The organism is Martinezella sp. CNPSo 3732 (assembly GCF_057784515.1).
In genome coordinates this window covers 321,267-341,529 of record NZ_JBXSOO010000001.1, presented here as the reverse complement: position 1 = coordinate 341,529, position 20,263 = coordinate 321,267, and the positions used below count along the sequence as shown (strand labels likewise).

19 protein-coding genes are annotated in these 20,263 nt (G+C 58.9%); 9 read left to right on the top strand and 10 right to left on the bottom strand.

Annotated features, from left to right (window positions below; all coding sequences use genetic code 11):
* The first annotated feature begins 16 nt into the window (after positions 1-16).
* Positions 17-1,270, top strand: a complete 1,254-nt coding sequence (locus AC13RM_RS01480; RefSeq protein ID WP_488554474.1) for an aromatic ring-hydroxylating oxygenase subunit alpha — start codon at positions 17-19, stop codon at positions 1,268-1,270.
* Positions 1,260-2,342, top strand: a complete 1,083-nt coding sequence (locus AC13RM_RS01475; protein WP_113229067.1) for a hybrid-cluster NAD(P)-dependent oxidoreductase — start codon at positions 1,260-1,262, stop codon at positions 2,340-2,342. The genes AC13RM_RS01480 and AC13RM_RS01475 overlap by 11 nt, the downstream gene beginning before the upstream one ends.
* Before the next feature lie 187 nt (positions 2,343-2,529).
* On the opposite strand, the gene AC13RM_RS01470 is transcribed toward AC13RM_RS01475, so the two are convergent.
* From AC13RM_RS01470 to AC13RM_RS01455, 4 genes are all read right to left on the bottom strand, one after another.
* Positions 2,530-3,723, bottom strand: coding sequence for an FAD-dependent oxidoreductase (locus AC13RM_RS01470; RefSeq protein WP_113229274.1), 1,194 nt, complete (start codon positions 3,721-3,723; stop codon positions 2,530-2,532).
* 77 nt (positions 3,724-3,800) lie between these two features.
* The gene (locus AC13RM_RS01465) at positions 3,801-4,601 is read right to left on the bottom strand and encodes an amino acid ABC transporter ATP-binding protein (protein ID WP_113229066.1); all 801 of its coding nucleotides are present in this window, start codon (positions 4,599-4,601) and stop codon (positions 3,801-3,803) included.
* Positions 4,602-4,605: 4 nt separating this feature from the next.
* Positions 4,606-5,346: an amino acid ABC transporter permease gene (locus AC13RM_RS01460; protein WP_113229065.1), complete on the bottom strand. Its 741-nt coding sequence runs from the start codon at positions 5,344-5,346 to the stop codon at positions 4,606-4,608.
* A gap of 14 nt (positions 5,347-5,360) precedes the next feature.
* A complete protein-coding gene (locus tag AC13RM_RS01455) occupies positions 5,361-6,284 on the bottom strand; it encodes a substrate-binding periplasmic protein (RefSeq protein WP_285172288.1) in 924 nt (307 codons plus the stop codon).
* Positions 6,285-6,397: 113 nt separating this feature from the next.
* On the opposite strand from AC13RM_RS01455, the gene AC13RM_RS01450 reads away from it, so the two are divergent.
* The gene (locus tag AC13RM_RS01450) at positions 6,398-7,084 is read left to right on the top strand and encodes a GntR family transcriptional regulator (RefSeq protein ID WP_488554473.1); all 687 of its coding nucleotides are present in this window, start codon (positions 6,398-6,400) and stop codon (positions 7,082-7,084) included.
* 370 nt (positions 7,085-7,454) lie between these two features.
* Positions 7,455-9,407: a putative bifunctional diguanylate cyclase/phosphodiesterase gene (locus AC13RM_RS01445; RefSeq protein ID WP_488554472.1), complete on the top strand. Its 1,953-nt coding sequence runs from the start codon at positions 7,455-7,457 to the stop codon at positions 9,405-9,407.
* Positions 9,408-9,489: 82 nt separating this feature from the next.
* Here the strand turns inward: AC13RM_RS01445 and AC13RM_RS01440 are convergent, their stop codons facing one another.
* The 5 genes from AC13RM_RS01440 to AC13RM_RS01420 all read right to left on the bottom strand — a co-directional run bounded on the left by AC13RM_RS01440 (position 9,490) and on the right by AC13RM_RS01420 (position 13,862).
* Entirely contained in the window at positions 9,490-10,689 is a 1,200-nt protein-coding gene (locus AC13RM_RS01440; protein WP_488554471.1) for an ABC transporter permease, read from the bottom strand.
* A gap of 4 nt (positions 10,690-10,693) precedes the next feature.
* Positions 10,694-11,836, bottom strand: a complete 1,143-nt coding sequence (locus AC13RM_RS01435; RefSeq protein ID WP_488554470.1) for an ABC transporter permease — start codon at positions 11,834-11,836, stop codon at positions 10,694-10,696.
* On the bottom strand, positions 11,833-12,543 hold the full coding sequence (locus AC13RM_RS01430; RefSeq protein WP_488554469.1) for an ABC transporter ATP-binding protein: 711 nt from the start codon (positions 12,541-12,543) through the stop codon (positions 11,833-11,835). Before AC13RM_RS01430 ends, AC13RM_RS01435 begins: the two co-directional genes overlap by 4 nt.
* The gene (locus tag AC13RM_RS01425; protein WP_488554468.1) at positions 12,540-13,520 is read right to left on the bottom strand and encodes an efflux RND transporter periplasmic adaptor subunit; all 981 of its coding nucleotides are present in this window, start codon (positions 13,518-13,520) and stop codon (positions 12,540-12,542) included. The genes AC13RM_RS01430 and AC13RM_RS01425 overlap by 4 nt, the downstream gene beginning before the upstream one ends.
* Before the next feature lie 195 nt (positions 13,521-13,715).
* Positions 13,716-13,862 (bottom strand): hypothetical protein, encoded by a 147-nt coding sequence (locus AC13RM_RS01420; protein WP_488554467.1) that lies wholly within the window; start codon positions 13,860-13,862, stop codon positions 13,716-13,718.
* A 21-nt stretch (positions 13,863-13,883) separates the two neighbouring features.
* On the opposite strand from AC13RM_RS01420, the gene AC13RM_RS01415 reads away from it, so the two are divergent.
* A complete protein-coding gene (locus tag AC13RM_RS01415; RefSeq protein WP_488554666.1) occupies positions 13,884-14,030 on the top strand; it encodes a hypothetical protein in 147 nt (48 codons plus the stop codon).
* Between the two features lie 148 nt (positions 14,031-14,178).
* The gene (locus AC13RM_RS01410) at positions 14,179-15,075 is read left to right on the top strand and encodes a LysR family transcriptional regulator (protein WP_488554466.1); all 897 of its coding nucleotides are present in this window, start codon (positions 14,179-14,181) and stop codon (positions 15,073-15,075) included.
* A 3-nt stretch (positions 15,076-15,078) separates the two neighbouring features.
* On the opposite strand, the gene AC13RM_RS01405 is transcribed toward AC13RM_RS01410, so the two are convergent.
* Positions 15,079-16,575: an aldehyde dehydrogenase family protein gene (locus tag AC13RM_RS01405; protein WP_488554465.1), complete on the bottom strand. Its 1,497-nt coding sequence runs from the start codon at positions 16,573-16,575 to the stop codon at positions 15,079-15,081.
* A gap of 147 nt (positions 16,576-16,722) precedes the next feature.
* Between AC13RM_RS01405 and AC13RM_RS01400 the strand changes: the two genes are divergently transcribed.
* The 3 genes from AC13RM_RS01400 (at position 16,723) to serA (ending at position 20,068) form a co-directional block, all read left to right on the top strand.
* On the top strand, positions 16,723-17,469 hold the full coding sequence (locus AC13RM_RS01400; RefSeq protein WP_374816718.1) for a glucose 1-dehydrogenase: 747 nt from the start codon (positions 16,723-16,725) through the stop codon (positions 17,467-17,469).
* A gap of 10 nt (positions 17,470-17,479) precedes the next feature.
* Positions 17,480-18,577 carry an isocitrate/isopropylmalate dehydrogenase family protein gene (locus AC13RM_RS01395; protein WP_374816719.1) on the top strand — a complete coding sequence of 366 codons (1,098 nt, stop codon included), beginning with the start codon at positions 17,480-17,482 and terminating at the stop codon, positions 18,575-18,577.
* 252 nt (positions 18,578-18,829) lie between these two features.
* Positions 18,830-20,068, top strand: coding sequence for a phosphoglycerate dehydrogenase (gene serA / locus AC13RM_RS01390; protein ID WP_374816720.1), 1,239 nt, complete (start codon positions 18,830-18,832; stop codon positions 20,066-20,068).
* Positions 20,069-20,263: the final 195 nt, after the last annotated feature.

Below are 20,263 nucleotides of genomic sequence, written 5' to 3'. Positions count from 1 at the left end.
GGCATAAGAGGTTATCATGCTAAACAGGCTCCCGTCTTCCATCTCTGCCCTCCTTGAAGCACGCGCCGATGGTTATTCCCTGCCTGCCGGCCTCTATATCCGCGAGGATGTCTTCGAGGCCGATATCGATGTCTTCTTTCACAAGCACTGGATCTGCGTCGGCCTCGACTGCGACGTGCCGGAACCCGGCGATGCCACCGTTGTCGATGTCGGCAAGACCAGCCTGATCCTGCTTCGCGACGACGACGGCGAGCTCCGCGTGCTTCACAACGTCTGCCGCCATCGCGGATCGCGCCTGCTCGATGCCGGCAAAACGATCGTCTCGAAGCTCGTTTGTCCCTATCACACATGGACCTACGAACTGACCGGGGAGCTAAGCTATGCGCCACACATGGGCAAGGATCTGGACAAGCAGTGCCACAGCCTTAAGCCGGTGAACTTCAAGTCGATCGGCGGCTTGATCTATGTGTGCCTCTCCGACAATCCGCCGGAAGACATCGCAAACCTCGAGCAGGTAATGATCGAACGCCTTGCGCCCTATGACATTCGGAATGCCAAGGTCGCTCACCAGACCGACGTCATCGAGGACGGCAACTGGAAGCTCACGATGGAAAACAACCGCGAGTGCTACCACTGTTCCGCCAATCATCCCGAGCTCTGTGTCTCCTTCGTCGACCTCGACTTCGGCTTCGATCCGGAAACGCTGAACCCGGAAGACCGCGAGCAGGCCGCCGAGCACTTCCGGCTCTACGACGAGCGGACAAAAGCCTGGGAGGCGGATGGTTTCCCGTCGGCGGCAGTCGAACAGCTCGTCGACTGCGCCACGAACTTCCGCACCCAGCGCCTGATCATTGCCGGGGCCGGTGAATCCCAGACACATGACGCGACCGCGGCATCGTCGAAGCTGCTCGGTGAGATGACCCGCAAGGATCTCGGCGATACGCATCTTTGGGGTCACAATAGCTGGAACCACTTCATGGGCGATCACGCTATCGTTGCGATCGTCATCCCGCTCTCCGCCGGCAAGACGCTCGTCAGAACCAAATGGCTCGTCCACAAAGATGCCGTCGAAGGCAAGGACTACGACCTCGACAAGCTCACGGACGTCTGGATCGCCACGACGGACCAGGATGCGGACCTCGTCGCCCGCTCGCATGCTGGCGTGCTCGACCCTGCCTACCAGCCCGGTCCTTATTCTCGATTCTCGGAAACCAACCTGGACAAGTTCGCGGCCTGGTACATCGATCGGATGCGCGCCCATGGGTATTGAGTTCGCTCAAATGCAGCACGGCCAGGCCGCTGTTTGGGATCCAGAGCACGACGAGATGCTCGTATGCATCGACGTGCACCAGGAGACGCATGACGTGAAGAGCTTCACGTTCGCATCTCCAGAAGGCAAGCGCTTCAGCTTCGATGCCGGGCAATACTTTCTGTTAGATTTCCCGATGGGTCCGGACAGTGAAGCGCGCTGCTACAGCATCTCGTCGTCGCCCCATCGCGGCAACGCCTTCACCGTCACGGTCAAGCGCGTGCCCGGCGGCAAGGTCTCGAATTGGCTGCACGACAACATGGCGGCCGGCATGACGGTCAAGGGCCAGGGGCCTCTCGGTCACTTCATCCGTCCGCAAGGAGAGAACACGAAACTCCTGCTGCTCTCAGGCGGCTCGGGCATCACGCCGGTCATGTCGATTACACGCGATCTGGCGGATCGATACGCACCCTCGGACATCGTTTTCCTTCACGCAGCGCGCACGCCCTCGGACCTCATCTTCCGCCATGACCTTTCGGGTCTTGCAACACGGATGAAAGGCCTGCGTCTCCAGTTCCTGGCGGAGACGGTGGCCGGCGAACCGGACTGGCCGGGATTGACCGGCCGGATCTCGCTCGAATACCTCAAGCTTGCGGTTCCGGACATCGCCGAGCGTGTCGTCATGTGCTGCGGCCCGGCGCCCTTCATGGCGGCGGCGCGTTCCATCACCGCGGCGTTGGGCGTTCCCGCGTCAAACTACATCGAAGAGAGTTTCGATGCGGCTGTCATTGACGAGCCGGGACTGGACGTCGAGCAACAGCCCGCCCAGAAGGTTCATCAGGTCGAATTCTCGAAGCAGAAGCGAACGCTGCAAGTCTCCTCCGATCAGACGGTGCTCGCGGCTGCGAAGAAGGGCAGCATCAGGCTTCCTTCGTCCTGTTCGAATGGCATGTGCGGCACGTGCAAATCGAAGCTCGTTTCAGGCTCGGTCGAAATGAATCACAATGGCGGTATCCGTCAGCGGGAGATCGACGCCGGCATGTTCCTGCCTTGCTGCTCGAAGCCGCTTAGCGATCTGGTCATCGATCGCTGACGAAGGAGTGGGGGGAGAGGAGAGCCGGGTGGAAGAGAATTTGTCGCCTTCATCCACCGTATCCGTCTTTAAGGACGATCCCATCATCGACGCTGGACAGTGTAAGACGCTACCGTCCGCCGTTTGGGCGAAGATGAAAAAACGGGACTGTCCGGTGCTGCTGCCCCAAGCCATTTCCTCTCGTGCCTTAGCCGGCCAGCATTGCGCTGACCAGCTGGGCCGTGCGGGGCGCCAGGGTCAATCCGATGTGCCCATGCCCGAAGGCGAGGATGACGTCCCGGCCGCCTCTCGAAGGCCTGATGACCGGTACGGAATTGGGCATTGAAGGCCGAAACCCAAGCCACGAACGACTTGGTGTCCCAAGTTCGGGGAAGAATCTGCGCGCATTCCTCACAAGGGCTTGCGTAAGCCGCGGGTTCCCCGGAGCCGTCAATCCGCCCAGTTCCACCAGACCGGCAACACGCAGCCGCCCCTGCATCGGGCAAAAATAAAAGCCATGAGCGGTCGGGCAGACCGGCCGCTCGATCGGCAATCCCGGCATGTCATATTCAACATGATAGCCACGTTCGGTATCAAGCTGCACGGGATCGCCGAGCGATGCAGCCAGTTTGCGCGAGTGGGCACCGGCTGCAATGACGACCGTGCGCGCATGCAGCTCATAAGCCGAAGCTGCGATGCGCAGGCCGCTTCGTTCGCGCACGATGTCGGTCGCCAATGCCGGAACAAATTCCACGCCTGCCCGCTTCACGGCTGAAGTCAGGAGGCGCATCACCTCGCCCGGGTCGCTGAGATTGATGGCATTGGGAAAGAAAACCCCGCCTTCGAACCCCGTGAAGCGTGGCTCGAGGCCGGTCACCTCGCCCGCTGAGAGAAGTTCTTGCGAGACGCCATAGCCGCGGCGCAGCTCTATATCCGCCCCAGCCGCCTTGAACGCCTTGCGCGTCTCATAGAGGTAGAGACAACCCTTTGCGGACAGAAAGTTCGACGCGTTTATCTCCGAGGCGAACTCCGTCCAGGCGGAGGCGGCATCCGAAACAAGCTCGGCAATCCGGCCGGCATTTTCGCGATAGCGGTGTGGGAGGCATTCATAAGCAAATCGGGCCAGCCAGGGAAACAGAGTCGGCAGCGCTGATGTCCGGACTGCCAAAGGGCTATCCGGACTGAGGACGAACGACAGGAAATTTCGAAGCACTGATGGGGTTCCCACCGGTATGATCGCGTAGTTCGCCACAGTCCCCGCATTCCCATAGGAGGCACCTGAACCGGGCTCATTCGGTTCAACGACGATGACCTCGCGCCCATCGGCGCGAAGCCGAAGGGCGATCGCAAGACCAATGACGCCGCCGCCCACGACGGCGATATCTGTCGAAATCCGTATCATTTCATCCATATTTTTCAGAGAAAGGCCGTCACCGGAGCAGCCCGAACACCGGGCCGGCATGGTTGGAATCGTCGCGCTCAACTCGGTTTTGCGTATCTTGCGACATAGGCAACGGTTCGAGCTTCCGTGGGATTGTCGAGCACGTCTGCAGCCGGACCCTGCTCGATAATTCGACCGCCATCGATGAAGACGACCCAATCCGACACTTCGCGAGCGAACGGGAGTTCATGCGTGACGATGATCATCGTCATTCCATCCCTTGCAAGTTCGCGCATCACACGCAGCACTTCACCGGTCGATTCCGGATCGAGCGCGGAGGTCGGCTCGTCAAACAGGAGTACGGTCGGCGAGAGCGCGAGTGCCCGCGCGATCGCGACGCGCTGCTGCTCGCCACCGGACATTTGCTCGGGGTAAGCCAGTGCCCGGTGTACAAGACCAACCCGGGTCAGCAATCGCACGGCGCGCTCCACCGCCTCACGCTCGCTGACGGCCGCAGCGTGCATCTGCGCGAGGACGACATTTTCCACCGCAGTCAGATGCGGAAACAGATTGAAGCGCTGGAACACCATGCCGACCCGCTGGCGCAGCTTTGCAAGGTCCTTACAGGTCACGGTTCCATTTAAAAAGACCACTTCCTCGTTTATTTCGACGGCGCCATCTTCAGGCTGTTCAAGCAAATTCACGCAGCGCATGAGCGTCGTCTTGCCGCCGCCGCTCTGCCCGATGATGCTGACAATCCGGCCGCGTGGCACGTCGAGGTCTATGCCACCGAGCACCAGCCTTCCGTCGAAGGATTTTCGAAGTCCCCTGATCTTGATTGCGGCCATGTTGTCGGCCGTGGTCACATGGCGCTTTGCTTCGACCGTCATCTGAGCCATTTGTCTAGCCTCCCGTTTGAATCAAGGCTCTTGCCAGGCGGAGCCGCCGCCTGCGACCAAACGACAAGGGTATGCCCGCATGTATGGTGCGCTCGAGCCAGAGAAGGCATTGGGAGACGGGGTAGCAAACGGCAAAATAGATCGCCGCAATCACCAGATAGACTTCCAGTGACCGAAACGTCTCCGAGGCAATCAGTTGCGCCCTGGTCATCAGCTCCGCCGCCGAGATAGTCACCAGCAGTGACGTTGATTTAAGGAGGTCGACGAACATCGTATTTGTGCCCGGCAGCGCGAGGCGAAGCGCCTGCGGGAGGATAACATGACCGAAGGTGGTGGCGCGGCCAAGACCCAGTGCATGCGCCGCCTCGTTCTGGCCCGAATGAATGCCCGCAATGGCTGCCCGAAAGATCTCCGACAGATAGGCCGCATAGAACAGCACCAGGCTCAGCACGCCGGCCACGAAAACGCTGAACCTGATCCCGACCGAAGGCAAGCCGAAGTAGGTGACGAAGATGATGGCAAGTAGAGGCACATTCTTGAAGACTTCGGTATAGATCGTAGCCGGCAGACGCACGATGCGCAATCGATTGAGGCGCATCAAGGCCAGCGCAAGTCCGAGGAGCGCCGCCCCAATGAAACTTGCGACCGTATAGGCAAGGGTCCGTAAAAGACCCTCGCCGAGATTGCCTGCATAATCGCCCCAGGGAACTTGAAACAATTGAGCAAGAGATTGCCAAAAGCTCATATCCGTTCCCCCACTCAATCGGCGACGGATGGTGGTGACCAGGTCTGCGGGCGATCGACGCCGCGGCGCTGCGCCGCCATATCCGGCGACGGAACCAGGAACTGCTTGGGATCGCCGCCCCATTTCGTCACAAGCGCGGTGAGCGAGCCATCCTTGTACATTGCATCGATCTGGTCGGAGATCGCCTGGGCAAGCTTCGGCGCTTGCTTGGGTAGATAGAAGCCGGTCATATAGGGCTGGAAATATTTGTAGTCGGGATGAGCGGCAACCTGCTCCGCGGTGGGCGCATTGAGGTAGGCAACCTGAAATTTCATATCGGGTCGTTGCTGCTGCTGATAGATGATCAAGAGCGGATCGAGAAAGCCGACGTCGAGCCTGCCCGACGAAAGATCCGAGAAAACGCTGTCGGCGGTCGGATAGGTGCGCGCGTCGGCTTTCGGGACTTCGGCGATCGACTTGGCCCAGACATATCCGGTCACCGTGCCGAGCGCCTTGCCCTCCAGGCTCTTCACATCGGGATAGGCGGTATCGCCATGCACGGCCATGGCCGGTGGCGAATAGTAGGGCGGATCAGTGAACAAGCCAACTTTCTGGCGCGCATCGGACCATGCGATGCCGCCGATCGTAATGTCGGCACGCTGGGACTGGACCGCCGCCAGCATGCCGGGGAAATCGGTCACCGTCGTTTCGATCTTGAGACCAAGCTTCTTGGCAACGGCATCGAGAATATCGCTGTCGAGTCCGACCAGCTTTTCATCCTTTAATGCCGTGTAGGGCATATAGGGCTCTATTGCGACCTGCAGCACGCCGGGTTTCAGCGTTTCCAAATCTCCAGCAGCCGCAACCATGGATGTTGAGATCATTCCAATACAAAAGCTTAAGATTGCAGTCGCTCCGCGCCTGAACCGCGAATGCAGGAAAATATCGTTGCTAATCATGTTCACCTCCTTATATTTTTGTAATATATTACAGAGTATATTATCGAAGTGCATTGTCAAGCGATTCAATGGGAAGCGTTCCCGGATCGCGCGCAGGGATGGAGACGAGGTGAATGGATACGTGGATGTCGGAAGAAATGCTCGCCGATCCGGAAGCGACACTGACATTGGCGGAACGCACCTATCTGCAGCTGCGCGAAGACATCATCACGGTACAGCTGGCGCCTGGCACAATCCTGCGCGAAAATGATGTGATGCGCCGCCTTGACGTCGGCCGCACGCCTGTGCGGGAGGCATTTCTGCGGCTGCAGCGTGACGGCTTCGTCGATGTCAATGCACGCCGAGGCACTTTCGTCAGCCGGATCGACATCAGCGACCTAACTGCGATCTACGAGGCAAGAGCACGGATCGAATCCTGGGCCACGCGATTAGCGGCAGAGCGGCTTCGCGAGCCAGAGCGCCGCGAAGCCGGCGAACTGATTGAAGCGCTAAAGGCGCTTTCTCTCCCATCGGAACTGGATGCGCTACTTGCGCTCGACCGGCGTATTCATCGATTCATCTATCGGTGCGCCAAGAACCGATATCTTTTCGATACGCTCGACCACTACCATAATCTTTCGCTCCGTATTCTCCATGTCGCGATGCGGCGGTTTCCTGAGCTTTCCCCGGAGCTCGATAAGGTCGTGCAGGAGCAGACCCTTATGCTCGAGGCCGTCTGCCGTGGAGATGCCGATACTGCGGAACGAATTGCCCTGCATCACGTCCTCAGTTTCGAACAGGAGGTCCGCAAGGTCATCTGATCGCGTCGAAGAAGCTGAAGCTCCACTTCGCCGCACCATGGGTTCGATGGACTCCGACGATCGGCGCCGAATGCTCGTCTAATGACTATGGTCTGCAATTTTCTTCAAGGCAATCTTACCGCCATGCTCGCATAATTGACCACTGCTGCAACGTTGGAGATCGATCCGACTACTGAGGTACACTTTATATATCAAATTTGGTGCATATGACAGAATATACAGCCTTTACAAGAAAATACTTGCCCCAAATTAAGATAATAAGGGATGCATCCGATGGTTGAGGCAATTGTTTTTTGATTAACCGTGTGCATTTCAAATAATGTAACAACATCTATGCCATGAATAGCGCCGTTACTCTATGAGCCGCGCTATGGAAATACTAAAAGCCAAACAGAAATTTCAGCATTTTATGTCCATTCGGTCCGATAATCCGGATTTGTTGAAAGCTCAGTACCGCGCTTTCACACGGCAGATGCCGATGATGTATTTAATCCTGATTTCGAGTACATGGGCGCTTTCTATCACCCATATGCAATCGGCACCGACTTGGCTCACCATTGGCATTCCTGCTTTTTTCACGCTCGGCTGCATGCTGAGGATCACCTTCTGGTGGAGGACACGCAATGTCGATCCGCAGCCCGAGGTGGCTTATGCAGCGCTTGTCCGCACCAATCGCCTGGCTATCGGGATTGCCACCGCATTCACTGTTTGGTCATTTTTGCTGGTGCCCTATGGCGATGCATATGCTCAGTCTCATGTCGCCTTCTATATGGCGATTACAGTCATTTCCTGCATTTTCTGCCTGATGTATGTTCGCTCGGCGGCATTCATAGTCACCGTGATCGTCAATGGAGCATTCGTTTTATTTTTCGTGGCCTCCAGGCAACCGACCTTTATTGCGATAGCTATCAATGTGGCACTGGTGTGTGCGGGCATGATGTCGATTCTCCTGACAAACTACCGCAATTTCGAGCGCATGGTTATCTCGCAGCAACGCACGGAAGCGCTTAGCAATGAGAACCTCTTGCTTGCCAATGTCGACAGCCTGACGGAATTACCCAATCGTCGCGCGTTCTTTACACATCTGGAAGCCGAGTTCGAAAGAGCCAAGACCGAAAACACGCGGCTAGCCCTGGGCGTCATCGATCTTGATGGCTTTAAGCCGGTCAACGATCTTTACGGACACTCGGTGGGAGATAGGCTGCTGATCGATGTCAGCAGACGCCTTACGACCAGCTTGAAAGCCAGTCGGGCGTTTCGATTGGGTGGTGACGAGTTTGCAATCGTCGCCCCGGTCGCGCCTGAAGATGCTCAGCTTGTCAAAAACGCGAATGCGATTTCCGAATGGCTCGGAGCGCCTTATCACCTGCCGGAAGGAACCGTGCACGTATCCGCATCGATGGGAATAGCAGTCTTCCCAAACCTCGCTTCTACTCTGGAGCAGCTTTTCGACAGGGCTGATTATGCCCTTTACCATGCCAAGAGAAGCCATCGTGGGGGTGCAGTTTTATTTGACGCCGAGCACGAAAAGCAGATCAATATAGAAGCACGCATCGAGCACTTGCTCAGGCAAGCCAATTTGGAAGATGAGCTCTCGGTCATGTTTCAACCGATTGTGAGCTTGGGAAATGACCGGACGGTTGGCTTCGAGGCCCTGGCCCGCTGGCACAGCCCGGTTCTTGGACATGTCTCGCCCGCGCAATTCTTCCCGATTGCCGAACGGGCTGGGATCGTCAGTTCACTGACACGGCCGCTGCTGAAAAAGGCACTTGCCTTCGCATCCGAATGGGAAGAGCCTTTGCGCCTTTCGTTCAACCTGTCGGCCTACGACCTGAATTCAAGCGAAGGGGTGCTGTCGTTGATCGGAATCATCGAAAGCAGCCGCTTTGACGCGAAGCGTCTTGATCTTGAAATTACCGAAACGGCCTTTACACACGATTTCGAGCAGATCAAATCGTCGGTCGAAATGCTGCGGCATCTCGGTTGCGGTATTTCACTCGACGACTTCGGCACCGGTTATTCCAGCCTGACGCGGCTGCATGCTCTTCCTTTGACCAAGATCAAGATCGACCGCAGCTTCGTCACAGATTTGCACAAAAGACCCGCCAGCTACAAAATAGTGAAATCCCTTCTCACTCTCAGCCGGGACATGGAGCTGGAATGCGTGGTTGAAGGCGTCGAAACACCCGAAGAACTTATCGCCCTTCGCGGGTTGGGAGGTACGCTGGTGCAAGGCTACCTCTATTCGCGGCCGCTGAACGAAAAAGACGCTGCCGAATGGTGTTGCACTGCCGCACGGCAAGCGGGCTCATTAATTAGCTGAACCGCAAGCATCTCCGATACATGCCGCAGATGGCGCGCTCTTGAACGAAAGCGAACCGGCGGCGACTGTCACACTTGAGAGATTATCCGTTCGACCGAAGCGCCGCGGTCAAAGGAAGTCGGCTGGCGACGGTCGCCGGCAAGGCGCCGCCCAGAATGCCGATCGCAAGTCCGAGCAGACCCGCTATCGCCATGACGTCGCCGGTTACTGAGAGCTGGAACGCCATGCGCGCGCCATTGGCCCCAACCGTGCTCGCTTGCCAGCCATTGAAGACCAGCCAGGATGCCAGCAGTCCGAATGCCACGCCAAGGGCGGCAAGCACGATCGCCTCCACCCATGTGCCGAGAAACGCGGATATCCGGCTAAAGCCGAGGGCGCGGACCGTGGCGATCTCGACGGTACGGTCCGATACGGAGTTCATCATGGTGTTGAGCGCACCGGCGGTCGCGCCAACGGCCATCAACAGCGCAAGCGGCCAGCCGAACAGCCGAATAAGACTGGCGGTGTGGGCGGATTGCGCCGCATAGAGGTCGGCTTCGACAACGGCACGCAACGGGGTCGTCCTGATTGTGTCGAGCTTGGCTTGCAGCCGCGGCAAGGAAGCGAGATTGGCAAGACGCAAACGCAGGTTCTGGACCTGCCCCTGCCGGTCGAAGGCCGATCGAACCGCGTCGAGGTCAGCCCAGATTTCGGACTCGAAGGCGCTGCCTCGCGCCGAGAACAGGCCGACCACCGTCCAGTCGACCGTGCCGAGCCGCACGATGCTGCCGATCGATATCCCGAACTGGTGCGCCAGGCGCCCCCCGACGACGATCTCGCGCGAACCGGGTGCGAATGGACGGCCGGCCGACAAGGCAATATGATCACGGATAGAGGGACCGGATTGATCCATGCCACGGAGAGCCAAGGTCCGGCCCTCTTCCGACCCTTTCGATTTGGCATCGACGGCAACGACGATCTCGCGCGAGAAAATCAGCATGCCGTTGGCGTCTCGCGTCACACCGATATCGTCGGTCATTGCGCTCAGCGTGCGAATGACGGAGGCCGGAACATCCGAGCCGGTCTCCTGGTTGGTGCCGCCACCCAGAACGACGGCAACGGAATTGGAGCCGGCACTTTGCAGAGCCGTCTCAAAACCCCTTGCCATGGCCAGAAAGCCTGTAAGAACGCTGACGACGAGCGCCACGGAAAGAACCATGGAGGCGGAAATGGAGATGCGTCGCGGCAGGCTGAACAGATTTGCCCTGATCATGACGAATGCTTGCTTGGCATTGGAGGGCATGGCTCTACCTCGTTTTGAATGCGGAGATTATTGGGATCCTGAGCGCGTTCAGTGCAGGAAGCGCACCGGTTGCAAGCGCCAACAGGGTGACCATCGCCAGGGCTCTTGCAAAAATCGCATTGGAAAAGACGAGGCCGATCGCAGGTCCCGTGATGACCGTTGCAAGCAATGCAAGCATCAGGCCGATGGTGCCGCCGACCACGAAAATGAAGAATGTCTCACCAAGGATCAGCGCCATGATCCATGAACCTGAAAAACCCAAGGTCTTTAGCACGCCGATTTCGAAGGTGCGCTCGCGAACGGCAAAGATCATGGTGTTGCCGACGATCATAAGCAGCGTGACGAATGCCGCGCCGACCACCATGTTCACGATCAATCCGATGTCGGCATACTGGCGCAGGAAGGCCTCCAGGAATTGCTTTTCCGATCTGGTCTGCGTCGGCGCCGTCGAATTGGCGAATAGCTGATCGATCCTTGAAGCAAGCTGCCCTGTTTGGACACCTGGCTGCGGCCGGAGGATGAAGGCGTCGACCGTGTCCTTGTTGCGGGCTCTGAGCGCATTGACATAGTCATATTGGGCGATGACGAAATAGGTGTCGGTGGAGGCGTTTTCGCCGTCGAAGATGCCGGCGATTTCAAAGGACCAGTCGCGACTGCCATCCTGCCGTGCGGTATCGAAGCTGGTGACAGTGATCTTCTGGCCGACGGTCCAGCCCTGCGCCTCGGCAAGCGCCCGGCCGGCGAGGACGGTGCTGCGGTCCCTGGCAAGCGCGCTGATCAAATCCGGCGTCAGCCCGAGCTCCTTGCCGTTCGAGCTGAAGAGCCGTGCAGGATCGGCGGCACTCACGGAAATGATGTTCTTTTCGACCGTCGCAAAGCCGCGCAGGCGCGACATGTAGCCGACGGCTGCCACGCCTGGTTCGGCGCCGATCCGGTTCAGGTACGAAATCGGCAGCGGCTGGGCGCGGCCAGCCGCGCTCATGACCCCGAGGATGTCCTCGCTGGCCGCCGACGAGCCCTGGCTACCGTCGATGAAGCTGGTCGTCAGACCGTAGATGAGAAAGGCCGTGGCGACGCTTATCAACAGCAATATTGTGCGCAGCGGTTTTCGCCATACACTTTTTCGCACGAGATCGAGGAACGTCATGCGTCCGCCCTCCGCTCTTCGAGGAACCTGCCCTTGTCGAGATGAAGCGTTCGACTGGCATAGCTTGCGGCTTGCGGGTCGTGGGTCACCATGATGATGGTCTTGCCGAGTTCACGGTTCAGAAAGCGCAGCATTTCCAGCACCTCGTCCGCCGACCGCCGGTCGAGATCGCCCGTGGGCTCGTCGCAGAGCAGCAATGCCGGGTCCGCGACGATTGCCCGCGCGATGCCGACGCGCTGCTGCTGGCCGCCCGACATCAGCTTCGGATACTGCTTCTGGCGGCCCGAAAGCCCGACCAGATCCAGAACCTTGTCGACGCGAAGCCGGCGCTCCCTCGACGAGAGCGGCTTCAGCAGAAGCGGCAGTTCGATATTCTCGGCCGCGTTCAGCATCGGCAGGAGATTATAGAACTGGAAGACGATGCCCATATTGTGGGCCCGCCAGGAGGAGCGAGCTGCCTCGCCCATCTGGTCAAGGTTGCTGACCCCAATGCGCAGGCGGCCTTGATCCGGTTTATCTATACCCGACAGCATGTTGAGCAGCGTCGACTTCCCGGATCCGGAAGGCCCCATGATCGCGACAAATTCACCGCGGGCGATTTGCACGTCGAGATTGGAAAAGATCGGTACGCTTTCGGTCCCTATCTTGTATCCCTTCGTGACGCTGTTGAGCACGATATATGGCTCGTCGCTTGTGGAAGAGGTCATCGAGGAGTGCCTCCTGGCTGTTGTGCTGGAACGGTCGAAATACGAATACGGGCGGCCATGTTGGGCATGGTACCGTCGGGTGGATCAACGGGCGCAAGACGTAGGATGATCGTGCCTTTTTCCGCCGAAGCGACGGGCCACAGCTGCAGGATCTCGATCGCGAAAGGCTTATCAGGAAAGCCGTCGAGGACGGCCTCGCCTTGAAGGCCTGGCCGAAGTTCGCCGATATTGGTTTCGGCGACGTCAGCATCGATCACCAGGCTCTTGGTATCCGTGATCGTCAACAAGCTTTCGTTTTCCTTGATACTGTCCACCCGGGCCAGTACCCGGCCACCAATATGCGCGTCGAGCCGCGTCACCGTACCCGAGATCGGGGCTCTGACGGTCAATGCATCGACATGTTCCTGCGCGATTTTCACACCGAGTTGCGCCCTGGCATAGCTTTGGCGCGCCTGGTCGACCGCATTCGACGCCGTGTCTCTGGCGGTCTGGGCTTCCTCGACGGTCTGGATGGAAACAGCGCTCTTTGCAGAGAGCGCCGCATTGCGCTGCAGCGAGCTATCGGCCTGCTTGAGCGTCAGGATCTTTCCCTCAAGGACAAGCTTGGCGGCATCGCTGTCGGCCTTTGCTTGCTCGAGTGAGAAGTCGGCGCTGACGTCATCGATCCTGACAATAACCTGCCCTGCTTCGACGCGATCGCCGATACTGACGCCAACGGATGCGATCTCTCCCTCATATTTGGAAAAGACCGTCACGATGCGCGGCGCGACGACGAAGCCGGACCCGGTTATCTCCGGCGCGGATGCCAGCCTGGGCGAATTGGCGGAAGGAATGGGCGAACCGGTACCGGAGGCCGCCTGACTGGATGCCGCCTTTGGGTCGTCGCCGGTTTGCGCCATGCCGGGCGGCGTCATGATTTCCGGCTGCGATTCCAGTACCGCTTTGAAGTGAGGCGCGATATCCGGCCAGAAGAACACGACAGTGATCGCACTGATGCCAAGTGCAAGCAGGACCCTCGAGAGGACAAGCCGCCGATTCCTCTTGACCGGCGACTCCACTGTTTGGAACGAAGGCTCAAGGGACAATGACCTGAGCGTTTCGGCAAGTTTACGATTTTGTTCGGTGTTCGTGTTCATGCCGCCAACATGAACGAGACGCCCGAAAACTCGACCTCAAACGCGTTCTGGCCCGTACTCGATCGCGATCTGATACTTCTTGCGCCACTCCGGAGGCGTCATCTTCGTTAGGCGGCAAAGGCCGATAAAGACGAGAACCAGGACAACATCGATCGCGTCGCGCCAGAAAATCAGGAGTATCAAGACAAGGATCGCCGGCAGGCAGTGGGCGTCGTCGTCATTTCCTCCTACCTGCCGGAAATCATGGCCGTGTCCGATCGTATTCTCGTGGTCAAGCGCGGCCGCGTTGTCGAAGAGATGATGGCCTCAAATGCGTCCGAAGAGAAAGTCATGTTTGCAGCCGTTCATTGATCCCTCCCAATTGACCTCCAGGCCGCTTGCATCGCCATTGCAAGCGGCTTTTTTCTGCAGCCGATCTTGTCATGATCACATGGCGGAATATGCTCGGGCTCGGAGGGGTCGATCGGTATCGATCGGCGCAAGTGAGACCATAACAATCATGCCGAATATCAATCTGAAATTGCTGCAAACCTTTCTTCTTGCAGCGGAATCCGGAAGTTTTCGCAAGGCGGCGGAAGAAAGCAACCGGTCACCCTCGGCGGTGAGCATGCAGATCAAGGACCTTGAGGAGCAGATCGGCATCAGCCTCTTCACGCGCACGCCGCAGCGGGTCAATCTCACCAACGAGGGCCAGGCGCTATTTGAGGAGATCGGGCGGGCCATGGCGGATGTGCAGGCAAGCCTCGACAAGCTGACGGAACTGGCCGCGCGCCGTAAAGGAAAGATACAGATCGCCTGCGCTCCGACGCTTGCCACCAGCCGGCTCGGCGACATCCTGTCGACCTTCAAGCTGCGCTATCCGCGCAGCATAGTCGAGGTGCAGGAAACGCCGCCGCAGGCAGCACTCGTCATGCTGCAGCAGCAGGAGGTGGAGTTCTATATCGGCCCGGAGGTGCCCAACCTCAACGACTTCCATTTCGAATCGATCATCGACGATCCGCTGGTCGCCTGCATTCCCGAAGAGCTATACACCGGTGAAAAAACGATCAGGCTGGACGCCATCGCCCAGTTTCCGTTGATCATGCTCAATCGCAAGACCGCTGTTCGCGGCCTCGTCGATCGGCTGATGCGCGAGGAAGGCATCGAACTCAATGTCCAATACGAGGTCGAGAGCGCCCAGACCGCCTTGGCGCTTGCCGCGTCGGGGCTTGGCGTATCGATCATGCCGGGCATCGCACTCGGGCGGAATGTCGACAGCCGCGTCCGCGTCGTGCCGCTCGCCAATCCCAATGCCCGCCGGGCTGTCGGCATCATTACGAGCCGTGGCTATGTGCAGCAGCGCTATGCCGAGCAGCTTATCGCCCTCATTCGCACCAATCTGCGCGGTGAAGCCTAAATACTAGTCCGTCTGTATCCAAACGGCCTTGGTTTCGAGATATTCGTGAAGATGCTCTATGCCGCCTTCGCGACCGTAGCCCGACATCTTCATGCCGCCGAACGGCACGGCCGGGTCGAGCGCATGATACATGTTGACCCAGACCGATCCCGCCTTGATGCGGCGCACCAGCTTGTGCGCCATTCCAAGATTCTGGGTGAAGATGCCAGCCGCAAGTCCATAGGGCGATGCATTGGCGCGCTCGATGGCTTCCTCGATCGTGTCGAAGGGCATCGCCGAAATGACTGGCCCGAAGATCTCCTCGCGGGCGATCCTCATCTCGTCCTTGACGTTACCGAATACAGTCGGGGCGATGAAGTTTCCCTTGTCGTAGAGAGCCCCCGAAAGGCGCGTGCCGCCCGCGACCAGGGCGGCGCCTTCGCTCTGCCCGGATGCGATGAAGCTCTCGACGACCTGCGCCTGGCGGGCGGAAATCAGCGGTCCGATATCGGTATCGGCTTCGATCCCGTGACCGATCCGCAGCGAGCGGGCAAAATCGCCGACTTTGGTGACAAACTCATCGTGGATTTCGCGCGCGACGAACAAGCGCGAACCGGCGATGCAGATCTGCCCCGAATGCGCAAAGACCGCCATGGCGGCGACGGGCACGGCTCGGTCTATGTCGGCATCACGGCAGACAATCACCGGCGACTTGCCGCCGAGCTCCAGCGAGACCCGTTTCAAGTTGCCGACCGCGGCGCGGGCGATCGATTGCCCGGTGGCGGTGGACCCGGTGAAGACGATCTTGTTGACATCGGGATGCTCGGCTAGCCGCGCGCCGGCGACCGATCCCTTACCGGTGACGATATTGACCACTCCGTCCGGCACGCCGGCCTCTTGCATGAGTTTGGCGATCAGCAGCGGCGTGAGCGGCGCATCCTCCGAAGGTTTCAGAACCACCGTGCAGCCTGTTGCCAGCGCAGGGGCGATCTTCCAAATCGATGCTGCGGTAGGCGCATTCCAGGGGATGATTGCGCCGACGACCCCGATCGGTTCTCGGCGGGTGAAGGTCACGATCTCGCCGGGTATGGAATTGTCGATCACCTCGCCATGAAGGGCTGTCGCCATGCCGGCGTAAAACCGCAGCATGCCGATGACCCGACGCTTGTTGGCGAGCGTGCGCGTGATCGGCATGCCCATGTTCAGGGTGTCGGAAACCGAAAGGCGCTCCCAGTTGTCCTCGAACAGGTCGGCGATTTTCAGGAGCAGCGTCTGGCGCTCATAGGGCGAGAACCTGGACCACGGCCCTTCCAGAGCCCGACGCGCCGCGGCAACGGCGCGGTCGACATCGGCAGCTGCGGCCAACGGAACCGTTGCCAGGACCGCCCCGGTCGCCGGATTGTAGGTCTCGCTGACTTCGCCGGATTGAGCCGCAACCCATTGGCCGCCGATGAACATCGGCCGAAAGCCGCCGTCGTAAAGCTCGGCCGCCATTTGCTTGGCGTCGAAAGTCAATGTCATGGCGCGGCCTCCCAGCTTCATTCTGTCGTCGATAATCACTATCAGACGGCCACAATACAAATAAAGAAAGCTAAAAAGGCGTTCAGATAATCGGACTGTGAAATCGCTCCGACTTATCCGATGTTGGAGCAAATGGAGGAGCTTGACATGCGTCTTAAGGGAAAAGTGGCGATCGTCACGGGTGGCGGATCGGGTTTCGGCGAAGGGATCGTCCGGAAATTCGTCGAGGAAGGCGCGCGGGTCGTGCTCGTCGATCGGGACCTTGCGGCTGCAGAGCGGGTGGCGGCGCAGCACGAAGGGTCGGTTGCGCCGATTGCCGGCGATGTCGCCACGCTCGACAGCCTCGCTGCCGCAAGGGATCTTGCGCTGGCGCGGTTCGGCGGTCTGCACATCCTCGTCAACAATGCCGGGGTCGGACAGCCGCCGATGCCGATGGAGGATATGGATGAAGGCCTGTTCGAGCGCATCTTCAATGTCAACATCCGCTCGATCTACAATGGCGCGCGGGCGGTGCTACCGCATTTCAAGGCCGAGCGGCACGGCGCTATTTTGAATATCGCCTCTACCGGCGGCGTCTCCCCTCGCCCCAATCTCACCTGGTACAATGCCTCGAAGGGGTGGGGTATCGCCGCCACCCGCGCGATGGCCGTCGAGCTTGCTCCCTTCGGGATTCGCGTCAACGCCATCAATCCCGTCGCCGGCGATACGCCACTGCTCTCGACCTTCATCGGCTCCGACAGTGAAGAAAGCCGGGCACGGATCGTCGCCACCATTCCGATGGGGCGGCTTTCGACACCCGCAGACATGGGCAACGCCGCCGCTTTCCTATGCTCCGACGAAGCGAGCATGATCACCGGCGTCGATCTCAATGTCGATGGCGGCAAGTGCATCTGAAGAGGCTGTCATGAAGGATATCTACGAGATTGCCGTGGTTCATGGCGACGGCATCGGTCCCGAGGTCTGCGCGGCGGCGGTCGAGGTGGTCAAGGCGGCTCTGGGCAATCGCTCGCATCTCAACTTTCGAGAATATCCAGCCGGTGCAGAGCATTTCCTCAAGACAGGCGAGAGCTTTCCCGAACCGACCTTCAATGCCTGCCGGAATGCTGACGCGATCCTGCATGGTGCGGGCGGGATACCCGGTGTTGTCCATCCCGACGGGACCGAGGCAGGATTGGATTTTACCCTCCGCCTGCGTTTCGAACTTGATCTTTACGCCAATATCCGGCCGATCCGCCTTTTCGAAGGCGTTGCCTGTCCGCTTGCCGGCGTGAAGGCAGGCGAGATCGATTACATCATCCTGCGCGAAAACAGCGAAGGGCTCTATGCGGCGCGCGGCGCCGGCGTGCAATTGCGCGGTGAACTTGCCGTCGACAGCCTGGTTCAAACCCGCTCGGGCGTCGAACGGATCGTACGGAAGGCCTTCGAGCTTGCGCGTCAATCGAACGGCGCGCCCAGGGACGGCGTAAAGCGCGTGACCTGCTGCGACAAGGCCAATGTGCTGCGCAGCTACGCTTTTTTCCGGTCGGTATTCGACCTCGTCGCGCCGGACTATCCCGACATCGAAACGGAATATGTGCTGATCGATGCCATGACCATGCATCTCGTGCTCAAGCCCGGCCATTTCAACGTGATCGTCACCGAAAACATGTTCGGCGACATTATCTCCGATCTCGGGGCGGCGACCATCGGCGGCATGGGGCTGGCGCCCTCAGCCGAACTCGGTGATCGCAATGGCTTCTTCCAGGCGGCGCATGGTTCCGCACCTGACATCGCCGGCAAGGGCATCGCCAATCCCTACGGAACCGTGCTCTCGGCAGCCGCCATGCTCGATTGGCTGGGCACAAAACATGCCGACCGCACGCTAAGCGAGGCCGCGGCCAACATCCGAAGCGTGACGAATACAGCTCTGCTTTCGGGTTGTCTCAGCGCCGACCTTCAGGGTAGTTGGAAATCAGCCGACATCACGCAATTTCTATGCGAGCGGCTTGCCCAATTGTATTGAACCGGTGTCGACCTCCGATCGCATGATTCGGCATTCGCGTGGGACGAAAACGAACCGTGCTCGCATTCGGTGCTTATTCCGCCCGACCAAGCCGCGTCAGGTACCACCACCACGGTGACTTGCTAGAACCAAGGCTTCTCCTGCCAAGCGAATTGAGTTTGTTCTTGCGCTGTCCCTTGGATGGTCTAAGTCATGTGGTCGTGGCGGCGAGCGCCGTCGGCCTAATCGAATTCGACTATCGAAGGTAATACAATGAGCGGACAACTTTCTCTTCCCCGTGATCGGATTTCAGTCCTTCTGCTGGAAGGGATCAGTGAGAGCGCGGTGGACTATTTTACCTCATCGGGCTACGTCAATCTCACGCATTTGCCGAAGGCCCTCGACGACAAGGATCTCAAGAGCCATATCGCCGAAGCACACATCATCGGCATTCGTTCGCGCACGCAGCTGACAGAAGAGATTTTCAGCTCCGCCAAGAAGCTCATGGCGGTTGGCTGCTTTTCCGTGGGGACGAATCAGGTCGATCTGGATGCGGCTCGTCGGCGCGGGATCCCGGTGTTCAACGCTCCTTATTCGAATACGCGCTCGGTCGCCGAACTCGTCATCGGTGAAATCATCATGCTGACCAGGCGGATCTTCCCGCGTTCGACTTCCGCTCATGCGGGCGGATGGGACAAATCCGCCGAAGGCAGTCGCGAGACGCGTGGGAAAACGCTTGGCATCGTCGGCTACGGCAATATCGGCTCGCAGCTGAGCGTCCTTGCCGAAAGCATGGGTATGAACGTTCGCTACTTTGATCCGTCGGATAAGCTTCGCCACGGCAATTCAGAATCCATGGCTTCGCTCGGCGAGCTGCTCGAAATTTCGGATTTCGTGACGATGCATGTTCCCGAAACCAGCTCGACCCAGAACATGATCACCGAGACGGAGCTGCGCAGAATGAAGAAGGGCGCCTTCTTCATCAACAATTCCCGCGGCACCGTGGTCGATTTGGACGCCCTCGCGAAGGTCTTGAAAGAGGGGCATCTCGCAGGCGCAGCAGTCGACGTGTTCCCCAAGGAGCCGGCATCGAACAAGGAACGCTTCGAAACGCCGTTGCAAGGGCTGGATAATGTGATCCTGACGCCGCATATCGGCGGATCGACAGAAGAAGCCCAGGAGCGGATCGGAAGAGAAGTTTCCAGGAAGCTTGTGGAATATTCCGATATCGGCTCGACGTTGGGCGCAGTTAATTTCCCGCAGGTTCAATTGCCGCCGCGTCCGAACGGCACGCGTTTCATCCATGTTCACGAAAATCGCCCGGGGATCCTGAACAGCCTGAATACGATCTTTTCGTCGCGCGGGTTGAATATCGTCGGCGAGTTCCTGCAGACACATGGCGACACGGGTTATGTGGTTATCGAAGTCGAAGGCGTTGGCCAAACGGCAAATGAGATACTCGATACGCTTCGCCAGATCCCGGGAACGATAAGAGCGCGACTGGTATACTGATCGATCTGTTGCGGACGATGGTGGCGCCTTTAGGTAACGATAAGGGCGCGCATCCCCTTCACTGTCATCGATTCATCGCGTCGAACGCGATCTGAGCAAGGTTGGCGCCTGACTGACAGTCAGGCCGCCGAACATCGCAAAGCCGAGAGGCTGACGAGCCCCGATCCGGTCCCATGACCAATAATTTAGCCGGTC

What these genes read in the sequence shown, in the direction of transcription:
- AC13RM_RS01480 (WP_488554474.1), top strand. Translation starts at nt 17, where the DNA reads ATGCTAAACAGGCTCCCGTCTTCCATCTCTGCCCTCCTTGAAGCACGC.
- AC13RM_RS01475 (WP_113229067.1), top strand. Translation starts at nt 1,260, where the DNA reads ATGGGTATTGAGTTCGCTCAAATGCAGCACGGCCAGGCCGCTGTTTGG.
- AC13RM_RS01470 (WP_113229274.1), bottom strand. Translation starts at nt 3,723, where the DNA reads ATGATACGGATTTCGACAGATATCGCCGTCGTGGGCGGCGGCGTCATT.
- AC13RM_RS01465 (WP_113229066.1), bottom strand. Translation starts at nt 4,601, where the DNA reads ATGGCTCAGATGACGGTCGAAGCAAAGCGCCATGTGACCACGGCCGAC.
- AC13RM_RS01460 (WP_113229065.1), bottom strand. Translation starts at nt 5,346, where the DNA reads ATGAGCTTTTGGCAATCTCTTGCTCAATTGTTTCAAGTTCCCTGGGGC.
- AC13RM_RS01455 (WP_285172288.1), bottom strand. Translation starts at nt 6,284, where the DNA reads ATGATTAGCAACGATATTTTCCTGCATTCGCGGTTCAGGCGCGGAGCG.
- AC13RM_RS01450 (WP_488554473.1), top strand. Translation starts at nt 6,398, where the DNA reads ATGGATACGTGGATGTCGGAAGAAATGCTCGCCGATCCGGAAGCGACA.
- AC13RM_RS01445 (WP_488554472.1), top strand. Translation starts at nt 7,455, where the DNA reads ATGGAAATACTAAAAGCCAAACAGAAATTTCAGCATTTTATGTCCATT.
- AC13RM_RS01440 (WP_488554471.1), bottom strand. Translation starts at nt 10,689, where the DNA reads ATGCCCTCCAATGCCAAGCAAGCATTCGTCATGATCAGGGCAAATCTG.
- AC13RM_RS01435 (WP_488554470.1), bottom strand. Translation starts at nt 11,836, where the DNA reads ATGACGTTCCTCGATCTCGTGCGAAAAAGTGTATGGCGAAAACCGCTG.
- AC13RM_RS01430 (WP_488554469.1), bottom strand. Translation starts at nt 12,543, where the DNA reads ATGACCTCTTCCACAAGCGACGAGCCATATATCGTGCTCAACAGCGTC.
- AC13RM_RS01410 (WP_488554466.1), top strand. Translation starts at nt 14,179, where the DNA reads ATGCCGAATATCAATCTGAAATTGCTGCAAACCTTTCTTCTTGCAGCG.
- AC13RM_RS01405 (WP_488554465.1), bottom strand. Translation starts at nt 16,575, where the DNA reads ATGACATTGACTTTCGACGCCAAGCAAATGGCGGCCGAGCTTTACGAC.
- AC13RM_RS01400 (WP_374816718.1), top strand. Translation starts at nt 16,723, where the DNA reads ATGCGTCTTAAGGGAAAAGTGGCGATCGTCACGGGTGGCGGATCGGGT.
- AC13RM_RS01395 (WP_374816719.1), top strand. Translation starts at nt 17,480, where the DNA reads ATGAAGGATATCTACGAGATTGCCGTGGTTCATGGCGACGGCATCGGT.
- serA (WP_374816720.1), top strand. Translation starts at nt 18,830, where the DNA reads ATGAGCGGACAACTTTCTCTTCCCCGTGATCGGATTTCAGTCCTTCTG.